Annotated in this window: 12 protein-coding genes; 4 read left to right on the forward strand and 8 right to left on the reverse strand. The window is 45.2% G+C overall.

Going from position 1 to position 16,404, the window contains the following annotated elements:
• Positions 1 to 57: 57 nt before the first annotated feature.
• The 3 genes from ACO1R6_RS17950 to ACO1R6_RS17960 form a co-directional block, all read right to left on the reverse strand.
• Positions 58 to 1,194: a Gfo/Idh/MocA family protein gene (locus tag ACO1R6_RS17950; protein ID WP_486266412.1), complete on the reverse strand. Its 1,137-nt coding sequence runs from the start codon at positions 1,192 to 1,194 to the stop codon at positions 58 to 60.
• Positions 1,195 to 1,303: 109 nt separating this feature from the next.
• Positions 1,304 to 2,218 carry a sugar phosphate isomerase/epimerase family protein gene (locus ACO1R6_RS17955; RefSeq protein WP_486266414.1) on the reverse strand — a complete coding sequence of 305 codons (915 nt, stop codon included), beginning with the start codon at positions 2,216 to 2,218 and terminating at the stop codon, positions 1,304 to 1,306.
• A 177-nt stretch (positions 2,219 to 2,395) separates the two neighbouring features.
• Positions 2,396 to 5,968 carry a PVC-type heme-binding CxxCH protein gene (locus ACO1R6_RS17960; RefSeq protein ID WP_486266416.1) on the reverse strand — a complete coding sequence of 1,191 codons (3,573 nt, stop codon included), beginning with the start codon at positions 5,966 to 5,968 and terminating at the stop codon, positions 2,396 to 2,398.
• Positions 5,969 to 6,111: 143 nt separating this feature from the next.
• Between ACO1R6_RS17960 and ACO1R6_RS17965 the strand changes: the two genes are divergently transcribed.
• Positions 6,112 to 6,984, forward strand: a complete 873-nt coding sequence (locus ACO1R6_RS17965; protein ID WP_486266417.1) for an AraC family transcriptional regulator — start codon at positions 6,112 to 6,114, stop codon at positions 6,982 to 6,984.
• Positions 6,985 to 7,173: 189 nt separating this feature from the next.
• On the opposite strand, the gene ACO1R6_RS17970 is transcribed toward ACO1R6_RS17965, so the two are convergent.
• From ACO1R6_RS17970 to ACO1R6_RS17980, 3 genes are all read right to left on the reverse strand, one after another.
• Entirely contained in the window at positions 7,174 to 8,169 is a 996-nt protein-coding gene (locus ACO1R6_RS17970) for a Hint domain-containing protein (RefSeq protein ID WP_486266418.1), read from the reverse strand.
• A 99-nt stretch (positions 8,170 to 8,268) separates the two neighbouring features.
• Positions 8,269 to 9,420 (reverse strand): pyridoxal phosphate-dependent aminotransferase, encoded by a 1,152-nt coding sequence (locus ACO1R6_RS17975; RefSeq protein WP_486266419.1) that lies wholly within the window; start codon positions 9,418 to 9,420, stop codon positions 8,269 to 8,271.
• 61 nt (positions 9,421 to 9,481) lie between these two features.
• On the reverse strand, positions 9,482 to 11,074 hold the full coding sequence (locus tag ACO1R6_RS17980) for a flavin monoamine oxidase family protein (protein ID WP_486266420.1): 1,593 nt from the start codon (positions 11,072 to 11,074) through the stop codon (positions 9,482 to 9,484).
• Between the two features lie 630 nt (positions 11,075 to 11,704).
• On the opposite strand from ACO1R6_RS17980, the gene ACO1R6_RS17985 reads away from it, so the two are divergent.
• Positions 11,705 to 12,172 carry a RidA family protein gene (locus ACO1R6_RS17985; protein ID WP_486266421.1) on the forward strand — a complete coding sequence of 156 codons (468 nt, stop codon included), beginning with the start codon at positions 11,705 to 11,707 and terminating at the stop codon, positions 12,170 to 12,172.
• 259 nt (positions 12,173 to 12,431) lie between these two features.
• Here the strand turns inward: ACO1R6_RS17985 and ACO1R6_RS17990 are convergent, their stop codons facing one another.
• Both ACO1R6_RS17990 and ACO1R6_RS17995 read right to left on the reverse strand, forming a co-directional pair.
• Positions 12,432 to 13,721: a dipeptidase gene (locus tag ACO1R6_RS17990; RefSeq protein WP_486266422.1), complete on the reverse strand. Its 1,290-nt coding sequence runs from the start codon at positions 13,719 to 13,721 to the stop codon at positions 12,432 to 12,434.
• A gap of 6 nt (positions 13,722 to 13,727) precedes the next feature.
• On the reverse strand, positions 13,728 to 15,062 hold the full coding sequence (locus ACO1R6_RS17995; protein ID WP_486266423.1) for an aminotransferase class V-fold PLP-dependent enzyme: 1,335 nt from the start codon (positions 15,060 to 15,062) through the stop codon (positions 13,728 to 13,730).
• A gap of 316 nt (positions 15,063 to 15,378) precedes the next feature.
• On the opposite strand from ACO1R6_RS17995, the gene ACO1R6_RS18000 reads away from it, so the two are divergent.
• The gene (locus tag ACO1R6_RS18000; RefSeq protein ID WP_486266424.1) at positions 15,379 to 15,771 is read left to right on the forward strand and encodes a hypothetical protein; all 393 of its coding nucleotides are present in this window, start codon (positions 15,379 to 15,381) and stop codon (positions 15,769 to 15,771) included.
• A gap of 329 nt (positions 15,772 to 16,100) precedes the next feature.
• Positions 16,101 to 16,364 (forward strand): heavy metal-binding domain-containing protein, encoded by a 264-nt coding sequence (locus ACO1R6_RS18005; protein WP_486266425.1) that lies wholly within the window; start codon positions 16,101 to 16,103, stop codon positions 16,362 to 16,364.
• The last annotated feature ends 40 nt before the right edge of the window (positions 16,365 to 16,404 follow it).

The following is a 16,404-nucleotide window of genomic DNA, read 5'->3' on the forward strand; positions in this document are numbered from 1 at the left end:
ATATTATATTGATTAAAATTATGCTGATGTTCTGTAAACCAGGAATATAACTTGGGGTTAGGTAGTAGCCATTTCGTTTACTTCTGAAAGAGTAAACGCAGGTAACTGCATAATTTTACCGCCCTGCATAGCCGATTCGTGGGCTAAAATACCCACACAAGTAATATTGGCCGATTGCACGGCATTGGGGAAAGGTTCACGTCCTTCGACCAAAGCACTTACAAATTCGTGTACCAGGTGCGGGTGTGAACCGCCGTGGCCAGAACCCTGAATAAAAGATAAATGCTGGTTACCTTCGCTGTCGTAAACCCCGGCCGTCGTAAAAGATCGAATTTCTTCGGGCAGCAGATGCGCAAAATCCGGGGTTTTAACGCGGCCAGGTTCTTCACCGGTATGAATTACGTTGTCTTCATGCTCTACCAAAGTCCATTCAAAGGACTTTTTAGAACCGTACACATCAAAGCTTTCGCGGTACTGCCGGGCAGTATTAAACAACGAGCGGGTAACTTCGGCAGCTAAATCTGAATTGCGAAATTTAATGTGGCAGGTTTCAATGGCAAACGGCGAACCGTATTTTGGAATCAGTTCTTCATCGATGCGGCCGGAACCTAAGCAGGATACATATTCTGCCTCGGCCCGAGGTAACGCCAGCACCGGCCCTACGCAATGGGTGGCATAGTGCATGGGCGGCAAACCTTCCCAGTAGCCGGGCCAACCCGCCATTTCCTGCTGGTGCGAAGCCCGTAAAAACTGAATCCTACCGAGTTCACCTTTTTCGTACATATCCTTCACAAACAAGAATTCCCGACTATAAATAACCGTTTCCATCATCATGTAAGTCAGGCCGGTTTCTTTTACTGCCTCTACAATCTGGCGGCACTCTTCTACGGTGGTAGCCATGGGTACCGTACAAGCTACGTGCTTGCCGGCGCGCAAAGCTTTTAAAGATTGCTCGGCGTGAGCCTGTATAGGGGTATTTATATGTACGGCATCAATATTGGGATCTTTGAGTAGCTCATCGTAATCGGTGTACCGGTGCTCAATGTTAAAAGCATCGCCAATTTCTTTTAATTTTTCTTCGTTACGCTGGCAAATGGCATACATGTTGGCATGGGGGTGTTTCTGGTAAATCGGAATAAATTCGGCCCCAAATCCCAAACCAATAATAGCTACATTTATTTTGTCTTTTTTCATATAAGTAAGTAGTCAGTTTTAAGTTATAAGTGATAGGTTTATAAAATACTGGCTTTTTTACACTGTTAAATGGCACAGGATTATCTTTGTCCTGTTACTTAAGATAACTTTAGAAGGCAGAGGTTGCCTTCTGGGCATTTTTAGCCGGTTTCGGTTTACTATTGGCGTCGGCTGCCCATTTTTGCAAGAACTGCAATCCTTCGGCGGCAAATTTATCCTGACTTTCGGCTAAGGGTTTCCAGATGCAAACGGCGCCGGCTAACTCTTTTATTTGGGGCGTAAAACTTTCGATTGCGACTGTTCCGGTATACCCGATTGCTTCTAAACCGCGGCGGAAAGCATCCCAGCGCGTTTGGCCGGTACCGGGCGTACCCCGGTAATTTTCGGATACCTGCACGTGAATCAGGTTTTCACCAGCAGTAATAATGGCCTGCTCTACGTCGGGCTCTTCAATATTCATGTGGAAACCATCGAGCATAATTTTGGCGGCCGGGTGGTTTACATCCTTTACTAACCGGTTTACATCCTCGGCCGTGTTAATTAAATCTGATTCGAAGCGGTTAAGTGGTTCCAGGGCAATAAACAAACCCCGCTGCTGCGCCATGTCGCAAACTTTACGCAAATTACGCACCGCTCTGTTCCACTCTATTTGCTTTTGTTCCGGCGATACCAACCGGGCTTTACCTACCGCCGAATACATGGGACCGGCCAGAAACGACGCTCCTACTTCAACGCAAATATCGAGACAGCTTTGGATATACCGGAAGCAATTCTCATGCACGGCTTCATCTTCATGGGTTAGATCGCGGGTTGGGCCAAAAGCACCACAAATAATGGCTTCCAGGTTATGCTGTTGTAGGGCTGTTTTTACCGCTTTTGCATCAATCAGAGCGGGTTCTTCTACCGCAATCTCAACCTTATCGTAGCCCATAGCCTTTATTTTAGAGAAAAGCGAAACTGATTCGGTACTAAAAGGAGAAGTCCAAAGCCAGGTACTTACCCCAAACGTTACTTGCAAACTCATATCGTTTTGTTTATATTATTTTTATTCCGGCAGTATTAATTTTGCTTACCAGTGTATAAGAAAGATTTTAGTAACCAGTCACTAAAAGCAACTGGTTACCTACTTTACCTCACCGCAATTATTAAATTTTCCGGAACTACTAATTTTCAGATTTGGCCAAATTGCCTTTATTAAATTTTATTTGTTCATGGCCGAACTGCTGGCGCTGGCCGCCACTACTTTCATGGTACCGTTCATGATGCGCCAATGGCCCGGGAAAGTACAAACGTATGGGTAATTGCCTACTTTATCGGGTGCTTTAAACCGGATTACCGAGCGACCATCGGTATCTATCAGTTCAGTTGCCGCTAAAACTTCTTTCATGGCCGGTACATAATTCTTCTCGGCCCCTTTAGGATCGCTGGCCATTTTATCGGCGGCCGCTCCAACTTTATCTACGGCTCCGGCTTGTATTAAAACCCAGTTGTGCTGCATAAAATCCGGATTGTCTAATACTAACTCTACAGTTTGGCCAGCTTTTACCGTAAAGGTAGTTTTATCGAATTTCATCTCGTTTTTAACTACCCGGATGTTGATGGTTACATCGGCCGCCCCGGCAACTTTGGCTACTTGCGCAGTAGCACTAGAACCTATTTCCAGGAAAGCATTTCCTATTTCGGCACTGGTCAGGAAGAAATCTTCTTTGTAGGTGCCTACTTTTACTTCATTTTTACCGTCGATACCAACCCGCACGCCATTAGGCAAGGGTTGTTTAAACAAGCCGGGGGCTTTGCCCTGGGCAACCGGTTTGCCATCTACTTCTAACACCATGGCACCATTTTGTTTTAATTGAGCTACCACGTTAAACCGCTGCGATTCGGGCAACGGCGCCGCTATGGTAGTGGCTTTACCATTCTGGTTAACCAACATATTAAGTTTTGCATCCTGAATATACACCGTGTATCCGTTGGTTTTATTTCCGTGGGCTACCAGGGTTCCTTCAAAAGGCGGGGGCGTAAAGTTTGGATTAGGATTACCACCCATCCGTCCGCGGCGGGTTACATTGCCCCGGAACGTAATTTCTTTACCGGCTACATTGGGGGCATTGGTCTCAGATAAGTTTACAAACCGCTCCAGTACCCGAATATCTTTATCCAAACTTTGCAGAATCCGTTGGGATAGCCCTTCGGTACTGGCATCGGCCTGGGCTTTGGCACCGGCCCGGAAGCCCTCCTGGTGCGTAGCGGCTGCCACAAACAACGCTTGTGCCAGGGCCGGATCTTTTTCGTTATCGGGGTTTAAGCTGGCGGTAAAGAGCGCCCGCCCTACCTCTACGGAAGCCGGCATTTCTGATATAGCTAGTAAAGCCGCTAAACGGGCATTCAGGTTAGGATCATTTACCAGAGTAGATTTAAGCATACCATCGAGCACCTGCTGATTTTTAGGCAAAACCTGAGCAGCGGCTCTTCTTACCCCAGCGGCCGGATGCGCTAGGGCACCAATGGCTACCTGCAGGGCTTCGTTGTTGCTGCCATTTAAAGCTCCTAAACCGTGCATGGTCCAGAGGGCATGCACCGCCGGTGCGTTTAACCCTATTTCATCTACGTTTTTGTTGTTTACCAACTTATACAAATCCGGTAACACGGCAGTGCTTTTAGCTTCTACGAGCAAGCGCTGGGCGGTGGTGCGCCAGAACATATTGTCATTTTCCAGAGCCTTTACTAAGGTAGTAGCATTGTTCCGGTCTAGCTTAACCGGGGTATAAGGTTTGGCATTTTTGTAAACTACCCGGTAAATACGGCCGCGTTGGTGGTCGCGCAAAGGGTTAATGTAAGCATTTCCTTTACCATTTTCGGCCTGGTAACCGCCCCGTTCCGGCGAAGGCGTTGGATTGTGCTGAATAATAAAATCGTACCAATCGGCTACCCAAACGGCCCCATCCGGACCAACTTCGGCGTGTACCGGCCCCATCCAATCATCAGAACTAGCTATTAAATTATAACCGTTTACTTCTTTATAACCGGCTCCATCTGGTTCCTGAATAGCCTGATGTACTACCCGGCCGGTAGGTTCGCATACAAAGGCAATGCGGTTCCAGTATTCTTTCGGGAAACTACGGGCGGTATACAAATTATGACCAGCCGCTGCAGTATACCCCCCGTGAAAATCTACCTGTCGGATTTTATTTGTAACTGTAAGCATATTAGCATGCCCATCGTTTTTACGGATAGCCTGCGCTGTGCCACCTACGAGTACCCGTTTTAAATAGCGCTCGGGCATGTAAAAATAGTCGCTGTGGTTGCCGTTAGCAGTAGAATTAAATACTTCAAAATTTTCGTTAAAGCCCAGCCCCCAGGTATTGTTAGTGGTGCGGCCCATATACTGCAAATCTTTGCCATCGGGCCGGAAATTATACAAACCCGAGCTAAACTGAATATCACGGTCGCCTTCTTTGCCCCGGAACGCCGAGTACCCAACCGTACCCCAGATACGATTATCCAGGCCATATTTTAAATTAGAAGGCCCGGCGTGGGTATCAGATTTACCCCAACCTTCCATTATTACTTGTCTTACATCGGCTTTGTCGTCGCCGTTAGTATCTTTAAAGAAAATAAACTGGGGCGCCTGCGACACAATAATACCGCCGTTGGCAAAAACAATACTGGTCGGGATATTCAGCTTTTCGGCAAAAATGGTAAACTTATCGGCCCGGCCATCGCCATTGGTATCTTCGCAAATTTTAATGCGGTCGTCGCCAATGCCATCTTCTTCGCGTACTTCGTTGGGGTAGTCAATGGTTTCTACAACCCACAGGCGGCCGCGCTCATCCCAGGCCATAGCAATCGGGTTTACCACATCGGGCTCTTGGGCAAATAATTGTAATTCAAAACCAGCTGGCACCTGTATCAGTTTCATAGATTCCTGCGCGGTAAGCGGATTCTGGAATTTAGGAGCCGGATCCCTTTTTTCGTAATTGGGTACGTTGGCGTCTACGTAGGTCAGGGTAGGTAAATTTAATTTAGCCAGTTGTTTTTTCAGCGGATCGCCTACTGCCCACAAAATGCCATTCTCTATTATTTTATGAAAGCCGGGGTTATTCCAGGTGCGTTCATCGTGGCCGTAAGCCGTGTAAAATACGCGGCCTTTGCCCTGGGTGCGCGCCCAGGTCCAGGGTTCTTTGCGGCCTTCTTCGTCGCGCACCATCAGCACCTGGTTATCAGGTTGTAACTTTTCGTGCACGTATGTTTCGTCCCAGGTTTCAAAAGGCGTTACGCCGGCCATGGTGGGGTGCTTAGCCTCTACAATCTGGGTGGTAAATGTGCCGGTTTTATGCGATTTAAACTGGCCCCCAATCATCTTTACTACTTGGTCGGAGTTCCGGAAACAGTAAGACGCCGAATGAATGGGAATAAATCCTTTGCCGCCATCTACAAACTCCATTAGGGCCTGTTCCTGCTCCGGGGTAATTTTATCGTGGTTAGCATATACAACCAAGCCATCGTATTTATCAAGGTTAGCTTTATTTAAATCGTCGGGGTTATCGGTATAACTAATATTAATGCCTTTATCAAACAAAGCTGTCATTAAAATCGGCGCGTATTTAGCCGAATTGTGGTGCTCACTCTTGTGCCCTAAAAATAATATTTCAATCCGGCGGGCGGCATTCTTAGACTGGGCGCTGGCTTTGGAACTCGTGGATTGCGACGAGTTTGAGCAACTATGTACCAGCATAAGTAAGATCAAAAATCCTACTACCTGTAGCTTTCTCATTATAAAATAATTATGTGTGGTAGATGTATTTACAAGTATAGACAGTTATATTTTTAAAATCTTTCTATATTTTACCTAAAACTAACTGTTTTATATCTTTTTTTGTATTTTACATGCTTTAATATAAGCAAATAAGTATTAATATGAAATCGGCGGTTCATAAATCTGTAATTCCGGACTCCAAGGCATTTGTAATTAAGTACCTCAACGACCCCTTCTTCGACACTAACTGGCACTTTCATTCGGAATACCAATTATTTGTGGTGCTCGAAGGCAAAGGCACCCGCTTTGTGGGCGACAGCATTGTGCATTTTCAGGAAGGCGATATGGTATTAATGGGCCCCAACATGCCGCATCTTTGGCGCAACGACGATATTTATTTTGATAAAGCGCATACTTTACGGGTGCAGGGCATTGTTATTTATTTCCCGGAGAACTTCCTGGGCGATCACTTTCTGCAAAAAGAAGAGATGCTGGAAATAAAGCAATTATTTGAGCGGGCCAGCCGCGGCATCCGGATTTTGGGCACCACCAGCACCCAGGTTACCCAAATGATGCACGATTTAATGCCACTTAAAGGCGTAGAAAGTATTGTGCAACTTTTATCTATTCTGCACACGCTGGCCATATCGGTGGAGTACGAATATATATCGAGTGTGGGGTATAACAACAACTCCAAGGCTGCTGATAAAGACCGCATGAGCGGGGTGTATAATTATATAATGCTTAATTATAAAAAAAATATTATGCTGGAAGAAGTAGCCGAAATAGCCAGCATGTCGCCGACTTCGTTTAGCCGGTATTTTAAAGCCCGCACGAATAAATCTTTTTCGGCTTTTATTAGTGAACTCCGGATTGGCTATGCTTGTAAATTATTAATGGAGGATAAAAATAATATTGCCCAAATTGGCTTAGAATGTGGTTTTAATACCATTTCTAATTTTAACAAGCAGTTTAAAGACCACATGCACAAAACGCCTTTTGAGTACCGCAAAGAATATTTAAAAATGGTTTAGCTCGCTATTAGCAGTTTAATTTAAAAAGCAAGAGCACCACCGCATTGAAAGATGTAATCTGGCAAAAGACAAGATGAAATCTAATAACCGGGAAAGGCACCCATCTACAACTTACAATTACTTTTTCTGGATACAAAAAAATCCAGCCCGGATAAACTGGATCTTTAAAAGGCTATGGCTAAAATTTAATTACTTCTGCAGTACCATTACATCGTTCATCATAAAAGTAGTACCACCGCTGGCTTCTATGTTGTAAACCTTTTGTACACCGCCGGCATATTCTTTTTTCTGTAAAACTTTATACGCTTCAAAAGCACCCGACTTGCTGTCGAAACACAACACTTCTTCGCCTTCGGCTATTTCGCCCATTTTCCGGTAACCGTTTTGGGTCATCATGGGGTGATTGGGTGTTGCTTCGAGTACTTTGGTGCTAAACTTAACTTCGGTGCCGCGTTTGGTATTTTTTTCGGAAGTGGTTGCCACCAGCAAACGGGTTATCGCGTAATTTTTGGCATCGTGGGCTACCAACTCTTTTACCTGTACGGTAGTGGTTTTCTTCGTTTCCGGATCGATGGTTAAAACTTCGTCGCCGGGTTTTACTTCTTTGAGTAATTTTTTGCGGCCGTTGGCCATGGCTACTACCTGATCGCCGGGGAAACAAATATCGTTACCGTAAGTAGCCGATTCCAGTTTCAGATCTTTGCCCTGGTTTAAGCCTTTGTATTGCTGAAAAGCCAATTCCTTCGATAGCACATAAGAAAGTTTCAGCACAAAATTCTTTTCTTCTTTATCAATGGCATGAATATCTTCGAAATACTGCTCCCAGATTTTGCCATCTGTAGTAAAGCCCGGCAACAAAGCTTTGTATTGTTTGCCTTTCTCGTTGGTGTAAAATACCAGCAAGCCTATTTCCTGCATGCCGTCTTTCGCGATAAGTTTGTACAGATCTATGCGTTTTTTCAGGCCATCGTCGCCGGTTATAAAATAAGGTTTACGGGCTTCGTAGCGGTCTAAAACATAAGTATTCTCTATTTTAACATAAGTGTCGTTATCTAAATCCTTAACCGAGAAAGTCTTGGCTTTTTGGTATTCGGCCATGGTTAAGGCCCGGGTGTTAGCAGCTTGCTGCGCCTGGGCAACATAAGAACAACCAGATAATAATAAAGCTAAAATAAATTTACGCATTACTTTGTTCGTTTAGGGTAAAGCAGATTAATTAAAAAAGAATAGAGAAGTGCCCGCACCAAAGCGGCGGCAAAGGTATTTAAAATCTTACAAAAAGACTTAGGACACCTGGCTAAAAGCGGCGGCAAAAGCCTGCATTTCGTCCATGCGGCCAATGCTTACCCGGCACCAATCCTGGTTATTGAATTTCCAAAAACGTACGCTTACGCCCCGCTTCATCATTTCTTCAGAAAAACGTTTGCCCTCCATTTTTATCGGGAACATTACAAAATTGGCCGCAGACGGAATATATTCGTAACCTTCTTTCTTTAAAGTACTGTATAAAAATTCTTTAGAAGCCAGGGTTTTCTTTAGTGCATCCTGCAGAAACGCTTTATCCTGGTAGCTGGCCAAAGCGGCTTTAACAGAAGTAGCCGAAATGCCACCGGCACCGTTGGTATATTTATTCAGGGTTTTAACCATATCGGGCTGAGCCACCAGGTAGCCTACCCGCAAACCGGCAAAGCCGTATAATTTAGAAAAAGTACGGGCAATCATGATATTCTGGCCTTTCTTCACGCCATCTATCAGGCTGGCGGCCTGCGGATCGGGCATATAATCAATGTAAGCCTCGTCGATAAAAATGGGTACTTGTTTAGAAACCCGCTCGCAAAAGGCTTTTAGTTTAGCAGTATCTAAAGCCGTACCGGTAGGGTTATTCGGGTTGCAGATATACACCAGCGAGGTATTGCTATCAATTTTTTTCTCCATGGCATCCAGGTCCAGCTTGTAATCGGCGGTAAGTGGTACTTTTATCCATTTGGCATTAAATTCTTCGGCACTGTCGGGCAAATCGGCGTAAGTAGGGTCGCCGGAAATAATGCTGCCATTGCCGTTTTTGGCAAAGTGCATAGCGGCCGCCAGCAATAACGGCGAGGAACCGGCACCCATCATAATATTATCCAGCTTGAGCCCTTCGTAGTCGGCAATTTTCTGGGCCAGTTCGCGCACGTACATAAACGGGTACTGATAACTGCTCTGGATGGCTTCCTGAATAGCTTTTTTAGCTTTTTCGGAAGGGCCAAAAGGATTTTCGTTGGCGCTTAATCGAGCTTTCAGTTCGGGCGGACCAGCCAGAATTACGCTTTCATCGGTTATTTTTTTCCGGACTAAATTGGCGGGTGCTGCCATTAGTTTGGGTAGGGAGTTCGTAAAGAAAGTGAGTCCGCCGGCTAAAAGGGCACTAGCCTTTAACCAATTACGTCTGTTCATGGGAGCTGCCATAGTTTTTACTTTTTAGTAATGGTTTGCTATTTTATTTTGAGTTTTGGGTTTAACCTTTGGAACTACTGGTGGGGTATTGCACCCGTTGTTCGGTAACGCGGGCATGCAAGTCCGTTACCACACTGCGCGCCGATTCAAAAGCGCCTGCCATCCAGGCGGTTAGGTAAGAGGTGTGTTCGCCGGCGAAGTAAACGTTCTTTTCGGGTTTTAACAGAGCCGGGTACAAATTTTTGCGGGCATCGCTACTGTAAACTGCCCAGCCGCCCATGCTGTATTGGGTTCTGTGCCAGCTCACCGAAAACGAATTTTCAAATTCCTGGGGGTACTGCGGATGGATAAGACTGCCCTTGGCTAATGCTAACTTTTCCCGCTCGGCCATCGATAAGTCGCCGACCATCTTAGCTTTTTCGTTGAAATTGTAGTAGCCAATGAGCACACCTTTTTTGCCCAGGTAATCGTTAGACGGGTAAAATATTTGGGTAAGTTCGTTATTGGTATGGGTAATGCCGCCAAAGATATGCTCGTCTTCTTCCCAGAAACGGCGTTTAAACTGCAGGCCAATTTTACCGGTTTGGATGTAAGGCACAAAATCGATGGCCCGGCTAATATCAGAAGAGAAATTATGGTTTATGTTGCTCAGGATGGGCAGCGGCAAAGTACAAATACAATAATCGCCGGTAATTTCCTGTTCGCCTTGCTTATCTTTATACGCTACTTTTACGCCATTGGGCAGGTTGGTAATCGCTTTAACTTCGGCACCCATTTTTAATGAACCGGCTACTTTTTTTTCCAGGGCTTTAGAGATATTATCCATACCCCCCACGGCCTGGAACATAGTCATTTGCAACTCATACGTATACTCGGCTACGTTGTAAAAGTCCGGATCTAGTAGCCCGGACTGAATAATATCGGTGAGTTTGTGCGGGTCGGCTATTTTGCCTACTTTTTCGCCGGCGCCCGGTGGCTCCAGGTAACCGCGGCGAGCCGAAGCCCGGTATAATTTATCGATATCCAGGCCACCTTCGGCGCGTAAATATTCAATTACTTTGGCTGCATCTTCTTTGTTCAGGGCCAAGTCGAGCTTATCCTGGTCCAGGGCTTTGGCCAATAATTCGCTCGTGTAACCCCGCATATCGTTATGAATTTCACGGGCCCGCACTTTTTTGTTCGATAAAGCACCTTTGCCTTCGCTGTAATAATAAGTGCTTTCGTTTACGTTATTGTATACTTCCAGCGGCACTCCCAGTTCTTTGCAGTAATGCATAGTGAGTTTATGGTGGTGCGGAATACGGGACGGGCCGGCATTAAAATATAAACCAGGATCGAAGTTAGCCGTTGTAGCCGAACCATTATCTTCCCGGTTGGTGGCCCCTTTGCGCACACTCCAGCAACGGCCGCCGGTTCGGTTCCGGGCTTCCAGAATGGTGGTGCGGTAACCTAATTTATTTAGCTCGTAAGCAGCCGTCATACCGGCAAGTCCTCCGCCTAATATTATAATGTGTTTTCCTTTGCCATCGCCGGTTAAATGAAAGGCGTGGGCCGGGGCCGCCGGTAATAAACCTAAGGCCAAAAAAGCCGGATAAGCACTACCCGCAAGGAGAGCACTTTTTTCGAGAAAAGATCTTCGGGATAGCTGTTTCACGCAGTTACAAATTAAATTATATTTAATCCGACCTGGTTAAAGATATAAATTTCACCCCAAAAACCCATTATTACATACAATATATTTTATTAAGGCTCTAAATTTTTAGCAAATTATAAATTTTATATACCTATTTAGCTTTTATTGCTCATTATATTAATTCATTATTAAAAATAAATCAAAGAACCATAAAAACATTCAACATAAATAATATTACATTAAATAATCTTTATTTTTCTGTATTCAGCATACATTTACAAGGAAGCTCCCCCTCAAAGCGTAGTCGGTGCCATTATTCAGGATAACCTGGGAAATTTGAAAATAAGCCTTAGAGTGGGAATATTACGCTTTTAAATAAAGGCGCCGCAGGAGATACGTTTACCAGTACTGCGTTTTAAACCTGAACATCGTGCCGCAAGTTGGCATAGGTGAAATCGCCGGCAACAATTATGCGCCCTTTTTACTTTAATCCAAAGCCATTCCGGCAAAAAAGATTAAGCCCCGATTCTCATTACATTATTCTATTTGCCCCGCTGTTTACCAATATTTTTAGGGTACAAAGGCCAGAACTCTCTATATTGGGCTCATCAGAATAAATCTGAGATACTTTCAAAACCTAAATGTTAACGTATGCGCCTTATTGCTTTACTTTTTCTCTTGAGCTTTTTTATTTTAAACCCAGCTTGGGGCCAAAAATCTGGTACGGCTAAAAAGCCTCTAAAAACAATTGTTAAAACCGAGCAGGCACCGTTGCCGATTGGGCCTTACAGCCAGGGGGTGCTGGCCAACGGCTTTTTTTTTGTGGCCGGGCAAATTGGCGCTAACCCCCAAACCCGCCAACTGGTTACCGAAAGTTTTGATGCCGAAACGATCCAGGTAATGGAAAATTTACGGGCAATTTTAAAGGCCGCTAATCTGGATTTTAAACACGTTGTAAAAACCACCATTTTTTTAAAAGATATAAACCAGTTTGCCGCTGTTAATGCTATTTACGGCAAATATTTTACCGCCGAACCACCGGCCCGCGAAACGGTGCAGGTAGTCAATTTGCCAGGGAATGCCAACGTCGAGATTTCGGTTATTGCAGTGGTAGAATAGAACTTGTTTCGTGTTTTATAACATAGTAGGGAACCATTGCCATTGGTGGTGTTATCACTGCCCATCTGTTAGCTTTTGCCCGACTACTTGCCAGTGAATACATGCGGCCAAGGCAAACGTTCATGCCATTCCCAAATACGAAACAAATAAACTTAATAGGGCTGGTCTTGCAACCGGACTCTTTTAATAAATAATGGCTGGGGGTTGATTATTTTATTTCGGGAGACAACCAATTGACCAGCGTTAATTTAATTATTTTTTAATTCTGGCCGGCATTGCTGGTTTTTGTCCCGGAAACCGATTTGTTTATTTGGCCGGCTACTTTTTCTACTTCTTTCATTACCCGAAATAAATTGCCGCTCCAGATTTTCTCAATGTCAGTGGCCGAGTACCCCCGTTTTACCAACTCCAGCGTAATATTGCCGGCCTCGCTTACATCGTAATAACCCTTAACCCCGCCACCACCATCTAAATCAGCACCAATGCCCACGTAATCTACGCCCACCAGTTTTACAATATGGTCGATGTGGTCTGCTACCAAGGCCAATGACGCCATTTCCGGTGGGTATTTTAAATTAATCTGGCGTAACTCGGCCTGCCGCTCGTTTTGTTTTGCTTTAGATAAGTTGGCGCGGCTGCCGTATTTCTGCCCCAAGGCTTTCAGGGCGGCTACGCGGGCCGGATTGGGTTTAGGCTTTATTAAATAATTGCTTAGCATATTCATTTGCACCACGCCGCCTTTTTGGGCAAGTAGTTTTATCATGTCGTCGGTTAGGTTACGGGGGTGGTTGCCCAGGGCACGGGCCGAAGAATGCGAAGCAATGATAGGCGCCTTGGAAAGCCGAATGGCATCGTAAAAAGTAGCATCCGACCCGTGCGAAATATCGATAATCATGCCCAAGCGGTTCATTTCAGCCACTACTTTTTCCCCAAACTTACTGATACCATTATGCTCCGGCCCTTGCGGGTCCGTGGCCGAATCAGCAATATCGTTGTTGGTGGCGTGCGCCAAAGTCATGTAGCGGGCACCCAGGTCGTAATATGTTTTTAGCAGCGAAATATCTTTGCCAATGGCCCAGCCGTTTTCAATGCCAATAAATATAGCCCGCTTATCCCTTTTTACAATCCGGTAAGCATCTTCGGGGGTGGTTGCCAGTTCGGCCAGGGCCTGATTATTATTTACCGCCTGGTGAATAAGCCGGAATAATTGCAGGGCTTTGACTTTGGCCTGGGCATTACCCTGGGCGGTGCTCGCGCCTTGTTTCAGGTACACCGCAAAAAACATGGCATCGAGCCCGCCTTTTTTCATCCTGGGAAAATCAATGCGGGAGTTAGTTTTACGGGCGTCGTGTTCCTGTGCAATATCAAATTTGGGGTGTGCAGCCATATACGTGGGTACATCGCCGTGGGTATCGAGGGTTAAGGCTTGCTCGTGAATATGTTGCGCTTTTGCCCGCAAAGCCGCGTCGGCCGGTGCTTGCGCATAACTAGGCCAGCTGGCTACTACAGCCCAGAGGCAACTCAGCCCCCCAATAATTTTATACACCACGCCAGATTATTTAAGGCTACTGCCGGTAGCAGCCGATGCGTTTTCTTTGGCAATGGCATAAATGGTATCTACCAGCCGGTCCAGGTCTTTGAGTGGGGTATATACGTGCGGCGTAATGCGTACGCCGCTAATATTTTCCCAAACTGTGGCCGAGGTATGAATACGCGCTTTTTTAAATAACTCGTTGGCTACCTGGGCAGGCGTTAAACCTTTCAGAGCAAAAGTAGCAATAGCACCCGAAAATTCGGGTTTAAGCGAGGTTTGGGTAGAAAAGCCCGGAATATTCAGGCATTTCTCAACCCAATAATTTTTAAGGTAGTGCAGGCGCTTTTGCTTGCGCTGGTTGCCAATGGTGTTATGAAAATTAATGGCGTGGCCAATGGCCATTTCGGTAGGAAAAGAACGCGTGCCCAACCTTTCAAACTTCCGGATATCGGTACTCTGCGGATCTTCGGGGGCCAGCAGGGGCCAAATGTCTTTGATACGGTTTTGCTTTATGTAAAGCATGCCGGTACCAAACGGCGAACACAACCATTTGTGCAAGCTGGTGCCGTAATAATCGCCTTCTAAATCCGGAATTTTATAGGTTAAGTGGGCAAACGAATGCGCCCCGTCTATAACCACCTGAATGGCCGGATTGTGTTTTTTAGCCGCCCGGCTAATTAAAGCCGCCGGCATTATTTGCCCCGACCAGTTTACCAGGTGCGTAACCATTACTACTTTGGTAGCGGCGGTAAAGGCTTCTTTAAATTTCCGGACAATTAATTGGTTGTCTTCAATGGGCAAATCGAGGTTAATAAATTTAAGCACCAGGCCGTCGCGTTTCTCGCGCTGTTTCCAGGCATTTATTACGTTAGGATAGTCTTGTTTGGTAAGCACCACCTCATCGCCTTTCTGTAGATTTAAGCCAAAAATAATGGTTTCCAGGGCTTCGCTGGCGTTGCGGTTAATGGCAATTTCTTCGGGCGAGCAACCCGCCAAATCTGCTAATTTAATCCGGACCGATTCGCGGCCTTCGTCGAGGCTGCGCCACATGTAATACGTTGGGGCTTCGTTGCTTAACCGGTTGTAGCGGTCCAGGGCATCTTGTACCACAATGGGCTGCGGGCTTACGCCACCGTTGTTTAGGTTAATAACATTTGGCGATACCGAATAAGCTTGCTGAATAAATCCCCAGTAATCTTCCTGGGTGGTCACATCTTCGTCGGGGGAAATAACAGGAGCCAGCAATTTCTTTTCGTCTGCAAAGGCTTCGAGGCTGGGCGCTAAAGTTACCAGACCAGCCAATCCGCCCAGCTTACGGACAAAATTTCTTCGGTTTTGCGTCATATCTAACGCCATAGGCCACATTTAATAGGTTAGAATAAGAGGAGATTTACAAGTATACAAAATTTAAGCGGCTTTAAATAAATCAATTACCAATATTAACTCATCCTATTTTGCCTATACTATTTATGGCTGCAATTATTATTTTGGTTTAATGCAAATTGTGCCAACTGCGTAACCAGGTTAAATTTTATAAGTTAAAGTTTAAATTTTATAACCTACCTATGCCGGAATGCTGTAATTTTGCTTTCCAGAAAGATGGACTTTATCCGTTAATTAAAAAATATTTATTCGGCAGACGGGTTTACGTAATTTTTCGTTTAACAAACACATGCAGGCAATTCAGAGATTTATTCAGTTTACCTTAATTCTGGTGGTTACACTAGCCACTACGGGTATGCGGTTAAAACTGGATGATTGCCACGGGGTACAACCCATAAGCATTGGTTTTGCCGATACCAACAATTGTTGCTGCGAAAAACCCAATACTCCCAAACCTGCCTGCAACGATATTACTTGCGTTACCCAGGCGCCAGTACCGGTTGTTTTTAATGCTAAACACTTAGCGCAACAACAAACCCAAGCCCTAAAAGCCAACCCGGCTGTTTTTGCTTTTACCCAATTTATCCGGCCGGCACTATTAGCCAAGATTCCTCATTTTACCTTGCCCCCGCCTGCTTCGGGTAGGTTCATCGGTATTCTCCATCAAACGTTTATTATTTAAATTATTTCCTTTCTTTTCTTGCTGGTATTGGGCTAACCAGGTGCAACCTGTTTCCGCAATGCTTTCTTGTATTACCAGCACACCTTTTTATTTTATTGGCTGTTATCGCGCTTCTTAAAGTCTATTGGGCTTTGGTGTGTTCTGTTATTAGCCGGAAATAAAACCTAATTCAATTTTACGCTCAACCCTACAGCAATAAGCGGGTGATGCTGGTATGTATTTACCGGTAGCCGCCAGATTTATTGCGGTTAATCATTTGTGTGTAAGCGGCATATCTACAGCCTGATTTATTATTTATTAATTTATCATAAACCTAAAAATTTATTTAGATGAAAACCTCCTTTTTAAATATTGCCCTACTTGCCCTGAGTACAACCTTTTTTGCTGCTTGTGGCGGCGAACCAAAACAAACCACCGAACAAACCGGCACCAACAGCGAAGTAGCAGCCTTGTACACGTGCCCCATGCACCCGAAAGTAACCAGTGCCGAACCCGGTAAATGTCCAGAATGCGGCATGAACCTGGAAAAAGCTAAGAGCCAGGAGCACGCTGCCGAAGACGGCCACGGCCACGAAGATGGTCACGCCCACTAAACAAAAATATCCTTACCCGCCCACCTGGTTTAATAATAAC

The organism is Adhaeribacter sp. (assembly GCF_057359045.1).